The sequence below is a fragment of the Blastococcus saxobsidens genome, from assembly GCF_002938435.1.
GTDB lineage: Bacteria > Actinomycetota > Actinomycetes > Mycobacteriales > Geodermatophilaceae > Blastococcus > Blastococcus saxobsidens.
The window spans coordinates 24,223-42,842 of sequence record NZ_POQT01000027.1; the positions used below are offsets into that span (position 1 = coordinate 24,223).

At 73.6% G+C, this 18,620-nt stretch carries 15 protein-coding genes; 9 read left to right on the forward strand and 6 right to left on the reverse strand.

Translation table 11 applies throughout. From position 1 onward, the window contains the following. Positions 1 to 67 precede the first annotated feature (67 nt). From C5507_RS15555 to C5507_RS15565, 3 genes are all read right to left on the reverse strand, one after another. Positions 68 to 1,336 carry an alkaline phosphatase family protein gene (locus C5507_RS15555; protein WP_104529459.1) on the reverse strand — a complete coding sequence of 423 codons (1,269 nt, stop codon included), beginning with the start codon at positions 1,334 to 1,336 and terminating at the stop codon, positions 68 to 70. Beyond that, positions 1,333 to 2,997 carry an alkaline phosphatase D family protein gene (locus C5507_RS15560; RefSeq protein ID WP_207225738.1) on the reverse strand — a complete coding sequence of 555 codons (1,665 nt, stop codon included), beginning with the start codon at positions 2,995 to 2,997 and terminating at the stop codon, positions 1,333 to 1,335. Before C5507_RS15560 ends, C5507_RS15555 begins: the two co-directional genes overlap by 4 nt. An 84-nt stretch (positions 2,998 to 3,081) precedes the next feature. Continuing rightward, complete coding sequence (locus C5507_RS15565; RefSeq protein WP_104529431.1) at positions 3,082 to 4,878, reverse strand: SCO7613 C-terminal domain-containing membrane protein; 1,797 nt, start codon at positions 4,876 to 4,878, stop codon at positions 3,082 to 3,084. A gap of 156 nt (positions 4,879 to 5,034) precedes the next feature. Between C5507_RS15565 and C5507_RS15570 the strand changes: the two genes are divergently transcribed. The 5 genes from C5507_RS15570 (at position 5,035) to C5507_RS15590 (ending at position 10,666) form a co-directional block, all read left to right on the forward strand. Next, a complete protein-coding gene (locus C5507_RS15570) occupies positions 5,035 to 6,636 on the forward strand; it encodes an ABC-F family ATP-binding cassette domain-containing protein (protein ID WP_104529432.1) in 1,602 nt (533 codons plus the stop codon). Positions 6,637 to 6,912: 276 nt separating this feature from the next. After that, positions 6,913 to 7,143, forward strand: coding sequence for a helix-turn-helix domain-containing protein (locus tag C5507_RS15575; protein ID WP_104529433.1), 231 nt, complete (start codon positions 6,913 to 6,915; stop codon positions 7,141 to 7,143). Positions 7,144 to 7,219: 76 nt separating this feature from the next. Continuing rightward, the gene (locus tag C5507_RS15580) at positions 7,220 to 7,969 is read left to right on the forward strand and encodes an enoyl-CoA hydratase/isomerase family protein (RefSeq protein WP_104529434.1); all 750 of its coding nucleotides are present in this window, start codon (positions 7,220 to 7,222) and stop codon (positions 7,967 to 7,969) included. A gap of 81 nt (positions 7,970 to 8,050) precedes the next feature. Continuing rightward, positions 8,051 to 9,946 (forward strand): ABC transporter ATP-binding protein, encoded by a 1,896-nt coding sequence (locus C5507_RS15585; protein WP_104529435.1) that lies wholly within the window; start codon positions 8,051 to 8,053, stop codon positions 9,944 to 9,946. Between the two features lie 255 nt (positions 9,947 to 10,201). Then, a complete protein-coding gene (locus C5507_RS15590) occupies positions 10,202 to 10,666 on the forward strand; it encodes an SgcJ/EcaC family oxidoreductase (protein ID WP_104529436.1) in 465 nt (154 codons plus the stop codon). Between the two features lie 9 nt (positions 10,667 to 10,675). Here the strand turns inward: C5507_RS15590 and C5507_RS15595 are convergent, their stop codons facing one another. Together C5507_RS15595 and C5507_RS15600 are read right to left on the reverse strand one after the other, a co-directional pair. Next, complete coding sequence (locus C5507_RS15595; RefSeq protein ID WP_104529437.1) at positions 10,676 to 11,515, reverse strand: DUF881 domain-containing protein; 840 nt, start codon at positions 11,513 to 11,515, stop codon at positions 10,676 to 10,678. Between the two features lie 61 nt (positions 11,516 to 11,576). Beyond that, positions 11,577 to 12,080, reverse strand: coding sequence for an Lrp/AsnC family transcriptional regulator (locus C5507_RS15600; protein ID WP_242611063.1), 504 nt, complete (start codon positions 12,078 to 12,080; stop codon positions 11,577 to 11,579). A 176-nt stretch (positions 12,081 to 12,256) separates the two neighbouring features. On the opposite strand from C5507_RS15600, the gene hppD reads away from it, so the two are divergent. The 3 genes from hppD to fahA all read left to right on the forward strand — a co-directional run bounded on the left by hppD (position 12,257) and on the right by fahA (position 15,940). Then, entirely contained in the window at positions 12,257 to 13,462 is a 1,206-nt protein-coding gene (gene hppD, locus C5507_RS15605; protein ID WP_104529439.1) for a 4-hydroxyphenylpyruvate dioxygenase, read from the forward strand. A gap of 82 nt (positions 13,463 to 13,544) precedes the next feature. Continuing rightward, entirely contained in the window at positions 13,545 to 14,747 is a 1,203-nt protein-coding gene (locus tag C5507_RS15610) for a homogentisate 1,2-dioxygenase (protein ID WP_104529440.1), read from the forward strand. A 5-nt stretch (positions 14,748 to 14,752) separates the two neighbouring features. Next, the gene (gene fahA / locus C5507_RS15615; RefSeq protein ID WP_249027829.1) at positions 14,753 to 15,940 is read left to right on the forward strand and encodes a fumarylacetoacetase; all 1,188 of its coding nucleotides are present in this window, start codon (positions 14,753 to 14,755) and stop codon (positions 15,938 to 15,940) included. 319 nt (positions 15,941 to 16,259) lie between these two features. Here fahA and C5507_RS15620 read toward each other — a convergent pair whose 3' ends face one another. Continuing rightward, a complete protein-coding gene (locus tag C5507_RS15620) occupies positions 16,260 to 17,780 on the reverse strand; it encodes an aldehyde dehydrogenase (NADP(+)) (RefSeq protein ID WP_104529441.1) in 1,521 nt (506 codons plus the stop codon). Positions 17,781 to 18,001: 221 nt separating this feature from the next. Between C5507_RS15620 and C5507_RS15625 the strand changes: the two genes are divergently transcribed. Beyond that, the gene (locus C5507_RS15625; RefSeq protein WP_104529442.1) at positions 18,002 to 18,286 is read left to right on the forward strand and encodes a YciI family protein; all 285 of its coding nucleotides are present in this window, start codon (positions 18,002 to 18,004) and stop codon (positions 18,284 to 18,286) included. Positions 18,287 to 18,620: the final 334 nt, after the last annotated feature.

Here is an 18,620-nt window from a genome sequence, read left to right on the forward strand (position 1 = left end):
CACGCTTCGCACGCTCAGCGCGGAGCCCTGCAGCGAGGCCGTTCCAGCACGTTCCGTGCCCTCGCGGTCAACGGCGACCGGCGAACGCCTCTTTGCGGACGGCGCCGTCGTAGCCGCCGTGTGGTGAGCCCAGCCCGAACAGAGCCCCGATCGTCGGCGCGACGTCGACCGTGCGGGCCGGTGCCCCGCTGACCACGCCTCGGCGGACCGCGGGGTGGCCGCCCGCGACCAGGAACGGGATCGGCTCGGTCGCCGGGTGCCCGTGGTTCCCCGGGATCGGGTTGGCGTAGACCTCCGGGTCGCTGAACCGCCAGCCCGCACGGCAGTAGGCGACCAGGTCGCCCCCCTCCGGCCCCAGCCCGAGCTCGCGGGGAGCGTGCACGGACAGCACGCCCGGGTGCGCCGCGGCCAGGCGCCGCACCTCGGCGAGCCCGGCGTCGCGCCCAGCGGCCGGGCCGGTCCAGTAGAGGAGGTCCGCACCGCCGTTCTGCGCGATCTGCACCGAGGACCGCAGCTCCGGCCGGCTGCGCAGGATCGCGTCGACCGAGATGACGCCGGTCGGTAGCGACCAGTCCATCGAGTGGTCGGCGAGGACCAGCAGCACGCTGGAGGACCAGCGACCGGTCGCCTGCAGGTGGTCGACGAACCGGCCGACCTGCAGGTCGGTGTTGCGCAGCGCCAGCGTCCGGGCGGTCCGCAGCGAGGTGCCGGTCAGGTCGCTGTGCCCGACGCGGTCGGTGTCGCCGAGGTTGACGAAGACCAGGTCCGGGTCGGCGGAGTCGACCATCGCCAGCAGGGCGTCCGTGGTGGCGAGGTCCGGCGCGTGGCCACTGACCGGGATGATCGGGAAGGGCTCCCACCGGTGCGTGGCCCGCTCCCCGAAGATGCCGTACAGGTACTCCTTCGACAGCACCGTGCCGGTGGTCCTGCCCCGGGCGCCCAGCCGCTCCAGGAGGGTCGGGAAGCGCAGGTCCGACGGCCGGTCGAGGTCCCGGACCGTGCCCTCGGCCCGGTCGTACACCGAGTTGGCCGGGACGCCGGACCGGTGCGGCCGGACGCCGGTCATCATCATCACGTGGTTGGGGATGGTCTCCATCACCGGCAGCGACCGCGCCCCGCTGAACCAGGTCCCCTCGGCGCGCAGCCGGTGCAGCCGCGGCATCAGTAGCGGGGTGACCTCGTCCGGCCGTGTCCCGTCGACCACGAGCACGTAGACGCGCAGCCGGCCGGTGGCCCGGGCCACCGGAGCGCCGAGCGCCGTGGACAGGACGACGGTCCCGCCGGTGGCCGCGGTCAGCTGCAGGAACCGCCGGCGGCTCAGCACGTCGCCGCTCACGCCAGCCGCCCCGCTGCCCGCTCGACCCGCGCGGTGCCGGCCGGCACCCGCCACGACGTGGACCAGACGGCCGCCGCGTGGGGGTCGGTCCGGTCGGTGAGCACGAACCAGTCCATCTGCGCGCCCTCCTCGGTGAGTTCCAGCACGGAGAACCCGTGGGAGTCGAAGTCCAGGTACTTCACGTGCGGGTTGTCGGCCTTCACCGCCGTCTCGACCGTCAGGGAGGCCGTCCGGGGCGGGGTGCCCAGGATGTCGTCGAGGTTGTCGCTGGTCACCGACGTGCAGACCAGCTCGACCCCGACGCTGACCCCGGTGACCGGGTAGGTCAGCGGGTCGGCGGGCAGCTCGCAGGCCCAGCCGGAGTGGATGTCGCCGGTGAGGAAGACGGCGTCGGTGATGCCACGGTCGCGCAGGTGGCCGAGCACGGCGGCGCGCTCGGCGGGGTACCCGTCCCACTGGTCCACGTTGTAGGGCGCACCGGCGACGGGCGGGACCGGCAGGTCCACCAGCTCCGCGATGCCCTCCACCGCGCGGGACTCCAGGCCGTTCGGGAAGCGGACCGGCGAGATCATCACGGGGTTGCCGACCAGTTTCCACTGGACCTGCGGGTCAGCCAGCCCGTCGAGCAGGAACTGCAGCTGCTCGGGCCCGGCGATGGTCCGGTCGGGTGCGGACAGCTCCGGGTCCAGCGGGGACGAGGCCTGCTGGTCGCGGTAGGTGCGCAGGTCGAGCATCGAGAGGGTGGCGAGCCGGCCGAACCGCAGGCGCCGGTACAGGCTCCCGCCGGGCTCGTACCGGACCGGCATCCACTCGGCGTAGGCCTGCTGGGCCGCGGCCCGCCGCGCCGTCCAGGCGCCGTCGGCCCCCTCCGTGTGGTTCTCCGCGCCGCCGGACCAGGCGTCGTTGGCCGACTCGTGGTCGTCCCAGGTGACCACCCAGGGAGCCGCCGCGTGCAGAGCCTGCAGGTCGGGATCGGTCTTGTACTGGGCGTGCCGGCGCCGGTAGTCGGCCAGAGCCACCATCTCCCGTGCCGGGTCGTGCGGGCGGACCACGACGTCGCGGGCCTGGTATTCCCCGGGCGCGTACTCGTAGAGGTAGTCGCCCAGGTGCACGACGAGGTCCAGGTCGCCGCGCGCGGCCAGGTGCCGGTAGGCGGTGAACCAGCCGGCCTGCAGGTTGGCGCAGGAGACGACCGCCATCCGGAGGCGCGCCACCGGGGCGTCGACCGCCGGCGCGGTGCGGGTCCGGCCCACGGGGGACGTCGTCCCGCGGCAGCGGAACCGGTACCAGTAGGTGGTGGCGGGGGACAGCCCGACCGCGTCGACCTTGACCGTGTGGTCCCGCGCGGGCCCGGTCGAGGAGGTGCCTCGGCGCACGACCCGCCGGAAGCCCGGATCGGTCGCGACCTCCCAGCCCACGTCGACCCTCGGGCCCGCTCCGGAGCCCGGCGTCGCGGTCGGGTCCGGGGTCACGCGGGTCCAGAGGAGGACCGCGTCGGGCAGCGGGTCCCCGGAGGCGACCCCGTGGCGGAAGACGGAGGAGGTGGGCCCGCCCGGCGAGGCGGCGGCGGGACCGGTGGCGGCGACCGCGGCCATGCCGGCGCCGGTGGCGGCGGCGAGCTGGAGGGCGCGGCGGCGCGTGAGGTGCGAGGGAGCGTTCACGCCCTGCTCCATGGCGCGGGCGGCCGAAAGGATGCGCGCACGGGCGGGAATTCACCTGGTGTCGGCCCGCCGGACCCGTCCCGTTCAGCGCAGGTCGGCCAGGCGGGTGGCGAAGCCCGCGACCGGGCGCCGCTCGCGCAGCATGCCGATCAGCAGCAGCACGCTGCCCACGACGAGCGCGGTGGCCACCGGCCAGGGCAGCGCCCGGACCGCCAGCCCGAGCGCCAGCACCAGCGCGGCCCCCGAGCCGACCAGGAGGGGCGCCCGGAGCCCGGCCCGGCCCCCGGCCACCATGGCGACGGCCGCGAGCGCGAGGACGAGCACCGCGCGGAGCGCGTCCGGGGTCACGACGGCGAGCACCGTGGACGGGGCGGCCGCCACCACCAGGCCCGGACCCCACGACTGCCACGACGGGTCGCGCAGCAGACCGCGCCCCGCGGCCAGCAGCAGCCCGCCGGCGGCCGGGACGCTGTAGGCCTCGACGGCGCCGAGACCGGCGAGCGCGGCGGCCAGCCAGCCGGCGAGCACGAGCTGCGCGGCCCCGATCCGCCAGCCGGTCGTCGAGTCCGTGTCGTCGTCCGTCGCGGTCCCGGCCCGGCCCGTCCACCACGCCCAGCCGAGCGTCGCCGTGCCCTGGGCGGCCAGGTGCGCGGCCACCGGGCCGCGGTCGCCCCCGACGACGAGGAGGACGACGGCGAGCACGGCGCAGGCCGCGGCGGCCAGCGCCGTCGCCCGGCGGGAGTCACGCTCCAGCCGCGCGGCCGTCAGCAACGAGAGCACGTACAGGGCGGTGAGCAGACCGGCGACGACGGAGGGGGAGGCCCAGCCGTCGGGGAGGCCGAGCAGCGCCGCGCCGGCCAGGCAGCCCACCGCCGTCGGTGCGGCCACCGGCCGGTCGTCGCGCCGCAGCGCCGCCACCCACACGGTCGGCGCGGCGGTGAGCAGGAGCAGGAGTGCCAACTCCGACCAGTGGCGCCCGTGCACCAGGCGCAGGATCGACAGCACCGCCAGGAGCACCCCGCCGGTCAGCGCCACCGGCAGGAGGAGCCCCCGGCGCCAGCCCGACAGCTCGGCGGCGGACGTGGCGGCGATCAGCACGCCGGCGAAGCCGGCCACGGCGACCACGACCGGTCCACCGGCCGAGCCGGCGCCGGCCACGGCCCCGGCGGAGACGCCGCCCGCCACCACCGGGACCAGCCGCGGCGGGCCCAGCAGCACGTCGAGCGGACGGCGCAACCGCGCGAGGAGCAGCCCGGCGCCCGCGGCGACGACGAGTGCGGCGGCGAGCCACCGTTCCCCGGCGGCGGCGGTCCAGGCCTCCCGCGTGCCGCCGAGCACGCCGGCCGCCCACCACGGTGCGGTCGTCGCCATCGTCAGACGTGCCACGAGCGGACGCGCCCAGAGGGCGATGCCCAGCCCGACCAGCGAGACGCCCAGGAAGAGCTCGGTGCGCAATGCCTCCGGCACCCCGTCGAGGGAGCGCAGCACGGCCACCTGACCGGCCGCCCACGCAGCCAGCGGCCACGCGACCGGGGTGGGGGAGAGGCGGTGCAGGCCGAGGAAGACGCCCGCCAGGAGCAGCGCCGGCAGGGGGTCGCCGGCCCGCAGGGCGCCGGGGACGTCGCTGCCGGCGAGGCCCAGCCCGGCCGCGCTGGCGGCGAAGGTCTCGGCCGAGGTGCGCAGCCCCGCGCGGTCGGCGCGGACCGAGACTCCGGCGGCGACCGCGGCGAGCAGCAGGACGGCGGTGCGCACGAGCGGTCCGCCGTAGGCCGACCCGAGCGCGGCGCCCGCGCTCACCAGCAGGACGGCGCCCACGGCGAGCAGCACCTGTGGCGGGCGGGTGCGGTAGGGGAACGGCGGAACCGGTGCAGGCACCGGCACCGGCCGCGTCCCCCGCGTTCCCGACGTCACCGCAGGACGGTGCCCGCGCGGGTGCCGCTCGAATCGCCGTCCGACCGTGCGGGGAACGGCGGATGCCGTCGATGTCACCCCGGCAGCGTTCGTGGTATCGGCCGGGAAGCGCCTACCCTGGGATCAGTGATCACCACGACCGGCCTCGAGTTGCGCGCCGGTGCCCGCATCCTCATCAGCGAGGCGAACCTGCGGGTGCAGCCCGGCGACCGCATCGGCCTGGTCGGGCGCAACGGCGCCGGCAAGACCACCACCCTCACCACGCTCGCCGGTGAGCGGCTGCCGCACGCCGGCAAGGTGGAGGTGTCCGGCGAGATCGGCTACCTCCCGCAGGACCCGCGCAGCGGCGACCTCGACATCACCGCCAGCGACCGCGTCCTCTCCGGCCGCGGCCTGGACGAGCTGCGCAACCAGATGGTCAAGGCCCAGATCGCCATGGCCGAGCCGGCCGACGACGCGGAGCGGGACAAGGCGGTGCGCCGCTACGGCCGCATCGAGGACCAGTTCGCCGCGCTGGGCGGCTACGCCGCGGAGAGCGACGCCGCGCGCATCTGCACCAACCTGGGTCTGCCCGACCGGGTCCTGGCGCAGCCGCTGCGCACGCTGTCCGGCGGTCAGCGCCGGCGCGTGGAGCTCGCACGGATCCTCTTCTCCGACGCCGAGACGCTGCTCCTCGACGAGCCGACCAACCACCTCGACGGCGACTCGATCACCTGGCTCAAGGGCTTCCTCTCCAGCCACCGCGGCGGTCTGATCGTCATCAGCCACGACGTCGAGCTGCTCGACGCCGTCGTCAACAAGGTCTGGCACCTGGACGCCAACCGGGCCACCGTCGACATCTACAACCTGGGCTGGAAGCCCTACCTGGCCCAGCGGGAGACCGACGAGCGGCGCCGCAAGCAGGAGCGCGCCAACACCGAGCGGAAGATCGACACGCTCACCGCGCAGGCGGACAAGATGCGCGCGAAGGCGACCAAGGCCAAGGCCGCCAAGAGCATGGACAAGCGGGCCGAGCGGCTGGCCTCCGGCCTGGCCGAGGTGCGGGTGCAGGACAAGGTCGCCAAGCTGCGGTTCCCGACACCGGTGGCCTGCGGCAGGACGCCGCTCACGGCGGAGGGCCTGTCCAAGAGCTACGGCTCGCTGGAGATCTTCACCGACGTCGACCTCGCCGTGGACCGCGGTGCGCGCGTCGTCGTCCTCGGCCTCAACGGCGCCGGGAAGACGACGCTGCTGCGGATGCTGGCCGGGACCGAGCAGCCCGACACCGGCGAGGTGAAGGCCGGCCACGGTCTGCGGGTGGGCTACTACGCCCAGGAGCACGAGACCCTGGACATGGACCGGACCCTGCTGGAGAACATGCGCTCCTCGGCGCCCGACAGCACCGACACCGAGCTGCGGCGCATCCTCGGTGCCTTCCTGTTCTCCGGCGAGACCGTGGACCAGCGCACCGGCACGCTCTCCGGTGGTGAGCGCACCCGGCTGGCCATGGCGACGCTGGTCATCTCCGGCGCCAACGTGCTGCTGCTCGACGAGCCGACCAACAACCTCGACCCGGCCAGCCGCGAGCAGGTGCTCGAGGCGCTGCGCACCTACGCCGGGGCGATCGTGCTGGTCACCCACGACGAGGGCGCGGTCCGCGCCCTGGACCCGGACAAGGTCATCCTGCTGCCCGACGGCACCGAGGACGCCTGGAGCGAGGACCTGGCCGACCTGGTCGAGCTGGCCTGACGTCGTGACACCGCGGTCCTCCGGACCGCACCGCGGCCACGTGCCGTCCCCGTGGAAGCGGAGCCGTTGAGTCGTCCCTGCGCGGACCCCTCCGGGGCCCACTCGGGACGACCGGAAATGCTCGCGTCGCGGGCGATCGCGTTGTGCGTGATCATGGGGTCGCGGGAGCCGTGGTCACCAGGACGGCGGCACCACGGCGACAGCCACGACCGGCCCGCCGAGCGGGCCGGTCCCGCCGGCACCTGCTGGGGACGGCGGCTGACACGGAGGGGAGCCATGGCCGACTCGACAACTGCGGACCTCGGCAAGGGCAAGCGGATCACCGGGGGTGACCGGTCGACGCTCGCCGACGAGCTGCGCAAGCGGTACGACGAGGGCGAGAGCATCCGCTCGCTGGCCGAGTCCACCAAGCGGTCCTACGGGTTCGTGCACCGTCTCCTCTCGGAGTCCGGGGCCTCGCTGCGCAGCCGCGGCGGGGCGAACCGGAACAGCAAGAAGAGTGAGTGAGCGTGCGATCGAACCAGTAGACGCAGCATCGGGCGCTCCTCCGGAACCCACGAGCTCCCTCTCCGGGTCCGGCTGGGTGCGGACGCGCCGCGACGGTGCGGTCCTCACCGTCACCCTGGACCGTCCCGAGCAGCTGAACGCCCAGCTGCCCGCCACGTGGACGGCCCTGGCCGACGTCGGCGCCTCCCTCGACGACGACGTGCGCGTCGTCGTGCTGAAGGGGGAGGGCCGGTCGTTCTCCGCCGGACTCGACCGCAGCATGTTCGACACCTCCTCGACCAGCGGTGGTGGCCTCGGCGAGCTCGTCGGCCTGCCGGTGGAGGAGGCGCAGGAGCGCATCCGCGGATACCAGGCCGGCTTCCGCTGGCTGCGCTCGCCGGGGATCGTCTCGGTGGCCGCGGTCCAGGGCCACGCCATCGGCGCCGGCGCCCAGCTGGCGCTGGCGTGCGATCTGCGGGTCCTCACCGACGACGCCCAGCTGCGGCTGCCGGAGGCCACGCTGGGGCTGGTGCCCGACCTCACCGGCACCAGCACGCTGGTGGAGCTGGTCGGCTACTCCCGGGCCCTGGAGATGTGCCTGACCGGACGGGCCGTGGGCGCCGCGGAGGCCCAGGCCATCGGCCTGGCCACCCTCGTGGTGGGCCGCGACGAGCTGGACGGCGCGGTCGCCGATCTGGTGCAGGCGTTGCTGGCCCCGCCCGTCGGGGCCAGCCGGGCCACCGCCCAGCTGGTGCGGTCCGCCGTCGGCAACGACGTCGCGGCCCAGGACGCGGCCGAGCGGGCTGCGCAGGTACAGCGACTGCACGATCTCGTCAGCGGTCGCTGAGAGACTCCGCAGGAACAAGCGCGGCGGCGCCCCGGTTGGCACGAGCGGCCGGGGCGCAACCGGCGGACCCGAGGAGGTGCGATGGACGGCGGCTCCATGACCTCCATGGCCACGATGCGGTCCTTCCGGCGGGACCCGTCCGTGACGGCGCGGCAGCTGCCCCAGGGCACGGTGCGGCGGATCCTGGGCATCGCCCGGCCCTACCGGCGTGAGCTGGCGTTCTTCCTGCTGCTGGTCGTCGGCTCCTCGGTCATCGGGGTCATCACGCCGCTGCTGGCCGGCGACATCGTGAACCGGATCGCCCGGCTCGAGGGCACCGCCGGCGGCATCGTGCAGATCGCGCTGGTGATCGGTGCACTGGCCGTCGTCGACGCCGGCATCTCCCTGGGCACCCGGTGGTTCTCCGCCCGGATCGGCGAAGGCGTCATCTACGACCTGCGCAGCCGCGTCTTCGAGCACGTGCAGCGGATGCCGGTCGCCTTCTTCACCCGCACGCAGACCGGTGCCCTGGTCAGCCGGCTGAACAACGACGTCGTGGGGGCCCAGCAGGCGTTCACCTCGACCCTGTCGGGCGTCGTCTCCAACGTCATCGGCCTGGTGCTGACCGCCGGCGTGATGCTCACGCTGTCCTGGCAGATCACCCTGCTGTCGCTGGTCCTGGTGCCGCTCTTCGTCCTGCCCGCGCGCCGGATCGGCAGCCGGCTGCAGGAGATCACCCGGGAGTCCTACTCCCTCAACGCCTCCATGAACGCGACGATGACCGAGCGGTTCAACGTCGCCGGGGCGCTGCTGGTCAAGCTGTTCGGCCGGCCCGGGGTCGAGGCCGAGTCCTTCCGCGGGCGGGCGGCGCGGGTCCGCGACATCGGCGTCCTGTCGGCCATGTACGGCCGGACCTTCTTCGTCGCGCTGACGCTGGTCGCCTCGCTGGCGACGGCGCTGGTCTACGGGCTCGGCGGGTGGCTCGCGTTCACCGGGGAGCTCAGCCCCGGTGACGTCGTCGCGCTGGCCCTGCTGCTGTCCCGGCTCTACGGCCCGCTGACCGCGCTGGCCAACGTCCGGGTCGACGTGATGAGCGCGATGGTGAGCTTCGACCGGGTCTTCGAGGTCCTCGACCTGCCGCCGATGATCCGCGAGGTACCCGACGCGGTCGCCGTCCCGGCGGACGACCGGTCGATCGAGTTCGACCACGTGGCGTTCAGCTATCCCGCGGGGGCGGACGTCTCGCTGCCGTCACTGGAGGAGGTGTCGCTGCCCGAGCACGGGGGGCCGGTCGACGTCCTCCACGACATCACCTTCCGCGTGGCCCCGGGCCAGCTCGTGGCCCTGGTCGGGCACTCCGGCGCCGGCAAGTCGACCATCGCCCACCTGGTGCCGCGGCTCTACGACGTCACCGGCGGCGCGGTGCGGGTGGGGGGCCTGGACGTCCGGCGGGCGACGCTGGCCTCGCTCCAGGACGCGATCGGCGTCGTCAGCCAGGACTCCCACCTCTTCCACGACACGATGCGCGCCAACCTGATGTACGCGCGGCCGGACGCCACCGACGACCAGGTCTGGGAGGCGCTCACCGGCGCCCGCATCGCCGACCTCGTACGGTCGCTGCCGGAAGGGCTGGACACCGTCGTGGGCGACCGCGGCTACCGGCTCTCCGGCGGGGAGAAGCAGCGGCTGGCCATCGCCCGCGTCCTGCTCAAGGCGCCGGGGATCGTGATCCTCGACGAAGCGACCGCCCACCTGGACAGCGAGTCGGAGGCGGCGGTCCAGCATGCCCTGGACACCGCGCTCGCCGGCCGCACCTCGCTGGTCATCGCGCACCGGCTGTCCACGATCCGCAGCGCCGACCAGATCCTCGTCATCGACGAGGGCCGGATCGTGGAGACGGGGACGCACGAAGAGCTGCTGGGCCGCGGCGGCCGCTACGCCGACCTCTACCGGACGCAGTTCGCCGACAGCGAGCGCGACCCGGCCGCCGTCGCCTGACCCTGAACCAGAGCCTTGGTGGTGGCGCTGCGCGCACAACCGCGCACGCCCCGTCGTGGGCGCTCGGGCGAGGCGGAAAACCTTGCTGAGCGCGGCGGAGAACACCGGCGAGCGTCGAACGGTCCGTCCCGATGGAGCACTAGCGTCACTCCTGTCCCGGGCGGCCGCAGCCGGGACGCGTGACCGGGCCGGCGCGGTCACGAAGGAACTTGAGCACCGTCGGGATTCACCGACGAACGCCGGCGAGGAGGAGACGTGACCGCAGCGCACCCGCAGGACGCCCAGATCCGAGCGCTGTACGCGCAGTTCGTCGACGGCTGGAACCGGCGCAGCGGCGCGGCGGTGGCGGCCGGGTTCGCCGACGACGGCGACATCATCGGGTTCGACGGCACCCACCACCGCGGCCGGCTGTCCATCGCCGCCGACCTGCGCCAGGTGTTCGGCAGCCACGAGACCCCGGCCTACGTGGCGGTGGTGCGTTCGGTGCGGCCGGTCGGTCCCGGCGTCGCGATGCTCACCGCGCACGCCGGGATGATCCCGGCGAACGGCAACGACCTCGACCCGTCGCTGAACGCGGTCCACACGATGGTCGCCGTGGACGAGGGCCGGGGGCGTTGGCGGATCTCCCTGTTCCAGGTCACGCCGGCGTCGTGGGACCAGCACCCGGAGGCCCGTGAGGCGCTCACCGAGGAGCTGCGGGGGCTGCTCATCCCGCAGTGACTCCGCGAGTCAGTCGACGGTGGCGTCCACGGTGACGACGTCGGCCTGGCGCACGACCGCCGTGCCCCCGACGCGCCCGACGTCGGCGACGACGCCACCGGTGACGTTGAGCGCCACCTCCATGGCCGCGGGTGGACCGACGACGCGGAACTCGTAGGGGCTGTCCAGCGGGATGCCGTCGATGCGCAGCGCGCCGGGGGAGCCGCTCACCGCGCTCGAGACCACCACGCGGACGCCGTCGACCTGCATGGCTTCGGCGCCGGCCCCGCGCAGCTCCTGGATGGCGTCCAGGACGACCGAGGCAGGAACGGCGCCGTCGGGGTCCTGGATGGTCAGGGCGACGCCCGGGCCGCTGGCCGGCAGTGTCCCGTTGAGGATGCCGATCGCCTCGGCGCGGGCGCGGGCCTCCTCGGCCGCTCGGTCGGACTGGCGCTGGCCGGTCGAGAGCTCCTCGACCGTCTGCCGGGTCCGGGCGATCTGCCGGCGCAGCTCCGCCTCGCGGGTGTTGAGCTCCTCGAGGATCAGGACCAGGTCCTCCTCGCGGGTGGCGACCTGGGGGTCGGGCTCGGCGGTGCTGCGGATCTGCACGGTGAGCGCGAAGCCCAGGACCAGGGCGACGACGGTGCTGGCGGCCAGTGCCGTCGGCCGGCTCCAGGCGCGGGAGCGGCCTGACCCTCCACCTGAGGTCGAGGGCTGGGGATTCCCGGCCGAGGTCGCCGGGCCGTCTGTGGTGGCGTCGGGATCGTCGGCCGGGGCACCGGCCGGTTCCCCGGCGACCGCGTGCACCTCGGGCGAGGCGTCGTCCGGATCCGGGCTCGGAGGCCCGTCCGTCGTCCGCTCGTCGTCCATCGCTCCCAGACTAGGTGAGCCGCGGCCTGCGGTGGCGGTGGTCGCGGGCGCGCCCCGCCGCTCAGCGCGAGCTGGGCGAACGGCCCGAACCCGGGGCGGCCTCGGACCGCAGCAGCGGCAGCGTGCGCCAGGGCACGACGCAGGACAGCGCCACGACGCTCGTCGACCGCACGACGGACGCCGACCGGTTCAGCTGCACCAGGATCTGCTGCAGCGACTCGTGCGAGGAGGCGGCGACCCGGCAGATGACGTCGCCGCTGCCGGTGGTCGCGTGCGCCTCGAGGATGCCGGGGATCGCTGCGAGTTCCCGGTGCACCTCTTCGAGCGCGCCCTGGGCGATCTCCAGGGTGACGAACGCCTGCACGCCGAAGCCGGCCGCGGTCACGTCGATCTCCGGGCCGAAGCCGGAGACGATGCCCGCTCGTTCCAGTCGCTGCAGCCGCGCCGTCGCCGTCGCCCGGGCCACGCCGACGATGCGGGCGATCTCCTGCAGCCCGGTCCGCGGGTGCTCGTGCAGCGCCTCCAGGAGGGCGACGTCCAGCATGTCGAGGGCGGGTGCGGGCACGGGTCTCCGATCTCCGAGTTCCGGCATCGAGCTGTGCAGTCTGCACAGTGGAACGCCCGCTGCGCTAGACGGGCTGTGCAGGCGTGCCGGAACGAGGCAGGGAGGTTGCGCAGCGAGCGGCCGGGGGTGTCCCGTGGTCCGGACCACAGCACCCGTACGCGACAGGAGGAGTTCCCGTGACGCTGGAGCAGGCGCTCAACGACGAGGAACGGCTGGCGGACCTGGACCTCGACCAGCTGAAGCAGCTGGTCGGTCTGGTGGAGTACGACGCCTCGGCCGACCCGTTCCCGGTCACCGGCTGGGACGCGCTGGTGTGGGTGGTCGGCAATGCGGTGCAGACGGCGCACTTCTTCCAGTCGGCCTTCGGCATGGAGCTGGTCTCCTACTCCGGGCCGGAGACCGGCAACCGCGACCACCACTCCTTCGTGCTCACCTCCGGCGCCGCCCGATTCGTGGTGCAGGGGGCGTACGACCCGGCCAGCCCGCTGGCCGACCACCACCGCCGGCACGGCGACGGCATCGTCGACATCGCCCTCGCCGTCCCCGACGTCGACCGGTGCGTCGCCCACGCCGCCGCGCAGGGGGCCGTCGTCCTCGAGCAGCCGCGCGACCTGACCGACGGGCACGGCACGGTGCGGATCGCCTCCATCGCGGCCTACGGCGACACCCGGCACACGCTGGTCGACCGCTCCCGGTACTCCGGCCCGTACCTGCCCGGGTACGTGCCCCGGACGTCGTCCTTCCAGAAGCGGCCCGGTGCCCCCAAGCGGCTGTTCCAGGCGGTCGACCACGTCGTCGGCAACGTCGAGCTGGGCGCCATGGACCAGTGGGTCGAGTTCTACCACCGGGTCATGGGCTTCACGAACATGGCCGAGTTCATCGGCGACGACATCGCCACCGACTACTCGGCCCTCATGAGCAAGGTGGTCGCCGACGGCAACCACCGGGTCAAGTTCCCGCTCAACGAGCCGGCGATCGCTGCGAAGAAGTCGCAGATCGACGAGTACCTGGAGTTCTACGGCGGCCCGGGCGCCCAGCACGTCGCGCTCGCCACGATCGACATCGTGACGACCGTCGACGCGATGCGGGCCGAGGGCGTGGAGTTCCTGTCGACGCCGGCGTCCTACTACGAGGACCCGCAGCTGCGGGCCCGCATCGGCGACGTCCGGGTGCCGATCGAGGAGCTGCAGTCCCGGGGGATCCTGGTCGACCGCGACGAGGACGGCTACCTCCTGCAGATCTTCACCAGGCCCACCGGCGACCGGCCCACCGTGTTCTTCGAGCTGATCGAACGGCACGGCTCGCTGGGCTTCGGCAAGGGCAACTTCAAGGCACTCTTCGAGGCGATCGAGCGCGAGCAGGAACGGCGCGGCAACTTCTGAAGAAGGACCCCGCTGCCCCCCGCCACTCGCTCCGCTCGCGGCGGGTCCCTGCAGCGGGGCCGTTCCAGAAAGGTCACCACAGATGGCGCACTACCGGCAGGTGGGGGAGGTGCCGCGGAAACGGCACACCCAGTTCCGTCGTCCCGACGGGCGGCTGTACTCCGAGGAGCTGATGGGGGAGGAGGGCTTCTCCTCCGACAGCGCGTTGCTCTACCACCGCGGCGTCCCCAGCTCGCTGGTCGACGCCCGGCCGTGGGAGCTGCCCGACCAGGCGACGACGCCGAACAGCCCGCTGGTGCCCCGGCACCTGAAGCTGCACGACCTCTTCCCCGGCGAGGAGCACAAGAGCGTCGACCCGGTCACCGGGCGCCGGCTGGTCCTGGGCAACGCCGACGTCCGCATCTCCTACGCGGTGTCTTGCCTGACCAGCCCGCTGTACCGCAACGCGGTCGGCGACGAGTGCGTGTTCGTCGAACGGGGGACGGCGACGGTCGAAACTGTCTTCGGTGCGCTGCAGGTCGGGCCGGGGGACTACGTCGTCCTGCCGCGGGCGACGACGCACCGCTGGATCCCGACCGGCGAGGAGCCGTTGCGCACCTACGCGATCGAGGCCAGCGGCCACATCGCCCCGCCGAAGCGCTACCTGTCGCGGTACGGGCAGTTCCTCGAGCACGCGCCCTACTGCGAGCGGGACCTGCGGGCGCCGGCGGAGCCGCTGCTGGCCGAGGGCGCCGACGTCGAGGTCTTCGTCAAGCACCGCGGGGACGGTCCCGGTGGCCTGGCCGGCACCGTGCACGTCGTGCCGGAGCACCCGTTCGACGTCGTCGGCTGGGACGGCTGCCTCTACCCGTACGCCTTCGACGTGGCCGACTTCGAGCCGATCACCGGACGGGTGCACCAGCCGCCGCCGGTGCACCAGGTCTTCGAGGGGCCGAACTTCGTCATCTGCAACTTCGTGCCGCGCAAGGTCGACTACCACCCGCTCGCGGTACCGGTGCCGTACTACCACTCGAACGTCGACTCCGACGAGATCATGTTCTACGTCGCCGGCGACTACGAGGCGCGCAAGGGGTCGGGCATCGGCAAGGGGTCGGTGACCGTGCACCCCGGCGGGCACTCGCACGGTCCGCAGCCGGCCGCGGTCGAGGCGTCGCTGGGGGCCGAGCGGTTCGACGAGCTCGCCGTCATGGTCGACACCTTCCGGCCGCTGGGCCTGGGTGAGGGAGGCACGGCGGTGGACGACGGCCGCTACGCGTGGTCCTGGTCGGGGCGCGGACCCTCGTGACCTGGGTGGACCTCCCCGAGGGCACCGGTTTCGGGATCGGGAACCTGCCGCTGGGGGTGTTCCTCGGTGGCGGGCGCCCCGGGTTCCGGCACGGTGTGCGCATCGGCGACCGCGTGCTCGACCTGTTCGCGGTGACCGGGCTGCCGGTGCACGCCACCGGGACCCTCGACCCCTTCCTCGTCGCGGGGCCGGGCGCCTGGCGCACGCTGCGCGAGCAGGTCACCGAGTGGCTGACCGGGGTGCGCCACCGCGCGCGCGTGGAGCCGCACCTGCTGCCGATCGACGAGGTGCGGATGTGCCGGCCGATCGGCGTCCCGAACTACGTGGACTTCTACAGCTCGAAGGCGCACGCCCAGAACGTCGGCCGGCTGTTCCGCCCGGACGCCGATCCGCTGCCGCCGAACTGGCGGCACCTGCCGATCGGCTACCACGGTCGCGCCGGCACGGTGGTGGTGTCGGGGACCCCGGTCGTCCGGCCCTGCGGCCAGCTCGGCCCGCCCACCGGCGGGCTGCCGCCGTTCGGTCCGACCGCCCGGCTGGACCTCGAAGCCGAGGTGGGCTTCGTGGTGGGGGCGCCGTCCGAGCCGGGGGAGCGGGTGCCCGTGGCCGACCTCGCCGAGCACGTGTTCGGGGCCTGCCTGGTCAACGACTGGTCCGCGCGCGACCTGCAGGCCTGGGAGTACCAGCCGCTGGGGCCGTTCCTCGGCAAGTCGTTCCAGACGTCGATGTCGCCGTGGGTCGTGCCGCTGGCCGCGCTCGGGGCGGCCCGCGTGCCGCCGCCGGCCCGCGACACCGAGCTGCTGCCCTACCTGCGCGACGACGGCGACCCGTGGGGCCTGGACCTGGCCCTCGAGGTGCGGATCAACGGGCAGCTGGTCAGCCGGCCGCCCTTCCGCGACATGTACTGGACGCCGGCCCAGCAGCTCGCGCACCTGACCGTGAACGGCGCCTCGACGCTGCCCGGCGAGCTGTTCGCCTCCGGCACGGTCAGCGGCACCTCGCCAGAGGAGTGGGGCTCGCTGCTGGAGCTGACTGCGAACGGGACGCGGCCGCTGACGCTCGCCGACGGCTCGACCCGCACCTTCCTCGAGGACGGCGACACGGTGAGCATCACCGCCACCGCTCCAGGGCCGGGGGACTCCAGCCTCGGCTTCGGCGAGGTGAGCGGTCAGGTCCTCCCAGCGCGGGCCTGATCGGCGAGCCGCCGTCCCAAAGCCGCGGGTATGCGGCTCGCGGCGGGTGCGTACCCGGCGCACCCCTCCTGGACGGGGGAACGTCGGTGCGCGGCAGTTGAGTACGCCGCCCGTCCCCGGGATCGTCCGTCCCGCCTCCAGCCGCCGGCGACCTCGTCGGACTCGCCGAACCCGGACCGGACCGGCACTCCTCCCTGGGGCGGGAGCCGTCCCGCCGGCCGCTGCCCTCGTCGTCCATCGCACCGCCACCCGGGCGGTGTCCCGCCCTGCTGGTGGACCCGTCGGCTGCTTCCCCGGGGACTCGGACCGCCCTTGCGTGTCAGGACCGAGCGGGAAGGACCAGCACTCCGTCGACCCGCCTCGGGATGCCCGGCTCCTCGTCCCTCAGCTCGACGGGCAGCAACTCCCGGGGCGCTGACTGCCATGCGACGGGGCGCAGGAATCTGCGGATGGCGCTCGTACCCACCGACGTGTGCGCGGTGTTGGTGGAGGGCCATGGACCGCCGTGGTGCTGGGCCCAGGTGACCGCGACACCCGTGGGGTAGCCGTTGAACAGCAGTCTGCCGCTCCGGCTCCCCAGGACGCGGACGATGGCCGGCGTCAGGTCGCTGTGCCCGGCCCCCGTGTGCACGGTCATCGTCAGAGAAGCGGGTAGGCCGTCCAGTGCGGTGAGGAGCTCCGCCTCGTCGGCATACCTCGCCACCACGGCGACGGGGCCGAACACCTCCTCGTGCGCTACCCGGGGCAGCGTGCCGGCGTCGACGCTGAGGAGCAGCGGTACGGCCTCGTACCCGACCCCGCGGGCAGGCCCGCCTCGAGCCGCCGTCGTCATGCCCGGCGTCGAGGCCAGGCGGTCCGTGTCCTCGGCGTAGGAGCGCGCAATCCGCTCGCTGAGCAGCACGTGCGGCTCGACGCCGTCGAAGAACTCCGACATGGCCTCGATCAACCGGTCGCCGGCGGGGCCGACGGGGACGAAGGCCAGCCCCGGCTTGGTGCAGAACTGGCCGGACCCGAGGGTCATCGAACCGCCCAGGCCGCGGCCGATCTCCTCGGCGCGCCCGACGGCTGCGCCCGACGTGACGACCACGGGATTGAGACTGCTCAACTCGCCGTAGAAGGGAATGGGGTCTGGGCGCGCGTCGATGAGGCGGACGATCGCCTGGCCGCCCGCGAGGGAGCCGGTGAAGCCGACGGCCCGGATGGCCGGGTGTTGCACGAGCGCGACACCGGCCTCGACGCCGTGCACGACGCCGAGCGTGCCAGCGGGCGCACCTGCGGCCGCGGCCGCGGCTGACATCACGTCGAAGCACAGTTGTGAGGTGGCCGGGTGCGCCCCGTGGGCCTTGACAACGACGGGGCTTCCGGCCGCGAGGGCGGAAGCCGTGTCGCCACCGGGGACCGAGAAGGCGAGCGGGAAGTTGGACGCACCGAAGACGGCGACCGGTCCGAGTGGGACGAGCATCCGGCGCAGGTCGGGTCGGGGGCCCATGGGGCTGTCCCCGGCGTGGTCGATCGCGGCCTCGAGGTAACTGCCCTCCTCGAGCACCTCCGCGAACAGGCGGAACTGGTAGCACGTGCGGGTCAGCTCGCCGTTGAGCCGTGTCACGCCGAGCGCGGTCTCCCGATCGGCGGTTCCGACGATGTCGGCCCGGCGCGCCTCCAGCCCGTCTGCCAGTGCTCGCAAAAGGGCGCCGCGACCGTCCCGCCCGAGCGTGTCGAGACCGGGCGCGGCGAGCGCGGCGGCGTGTGCCAGGCGGTCGACCTCGTCCGGCGTGGTCTCCCGCGTCACGACCTCGACGGGTTGCCCGGTCCGGGGGTCGATGCTCTGGACGTCGGTCATGGCTCTCCTCGTTGGGCAGGTGACGGGTGGCGCCTGCAGCCCTCTCGGCCCGACGCCGAAAAGGTCGCCGAGCGGATATGCGGCATTTCCAGACCCGCAAGGTACATGCGGAGAACGCGTCGTGGTCACGGCACGGCGTCGGATATGGTCTGCGCCGGAGTCGCGACCAATTGCTGCGATCCGTCCCATTCGCCCCTACTCTCTCCTGCGAGGAAACGGCCATGCCCGCAACATTCGTCGTGCAGTACTCCTATGTGTCCGACATCCTCGACCGGCGCCAGCCGTACCGCGCCGAACATCTCGGCAGGATCACAGCAGCGGCCTCGGACGGCAGGGTGCTGCTGTCGGGGGCTCTCGCTGATCCGGTCGACGGGGCCGTTCTCGTGTTCCGGGCGGACGGCCGAGCGCAGGTCGAGGAGTGGGTTCGGGCGGACCCGTACCACGTGGCCGGACTGATCACCGACTTCACCGTCCGAGAGATCACGCTGGTGGTTCCGACCGCCTGACCTGCGACTTCGCCGAGCGGAAACGATGCACCGCGGTCGCGTCGTCCGCGGGGACCGTGTCGGTCCCGCGGGCGGCGTCGGCCGCGGGCGCGCTGACGCCGTGGGAGTGACGGGTGCCGACCCCTCCGCGGGGCACCCGGCCGCCATCTATCGGGAAACCTGATGGGCTCTATACGAAACGCGCCCTTGGCGTGATGCGCATCACCCTCCTAGCGTCCCTCGCCAGATGGAGGCCCTTCGACAACAGTCGCAGGTTTCAAACGACGAAATGGCGGAACGCGCATGTTCCAGGCACCTCATCGAAATCGTGTCCTGTCGCTGGGAGCCGGGCTCA

What these genes read in the sequence shown, in the direction of transcription:
- C5507_RS15625 (WP_104529442.1), top strand. Translation starts at nt 18,002, where the DNA reads ATGCCCGCAACATTCGTCGTGCAGTACTCCTATGTGTCCGACATCCTC.
- C5507_RS15610 (WP_104529440.1), top strand. Translation starts at nt 13,545, where the DNA reads ATGGCGCACTACCGGCAGGTGGGGGAGGTGCCGCGGAAACGGCACACC.
- C5507_RS15575 (WP_104529433.1), top strand. Translation starts at nt 6,913, where the DNA reads ATGGCCGACTCGACAACTGCGGACCTCGGCAAGGGCAAGCGGATCACC.
- C5507_RS15595 (WP_104529437.1), bottom strand. Translation starts at nt 11,515, where the DNA reads ATGGACGACGAGCGGACGACGGACGGGCCTCCGAGCCCGGATCCGGAC.
- C5507_RS15585 (WP_104529435.1), top strand. Translation starts at nt 8,051, where the DNA reads ATGGACGGCGGCTCCATGACCTCCATGGCCACGATGCGGTCCTTCCGG.
- C5507_RS15620 (WP_104529441.1), bottom strand. Translation starts at nt 17,780, where the DNA reads ATGACCGACGTCCAGAGCATCGACCCCCGGACCGGGCAACCCGTCGAG.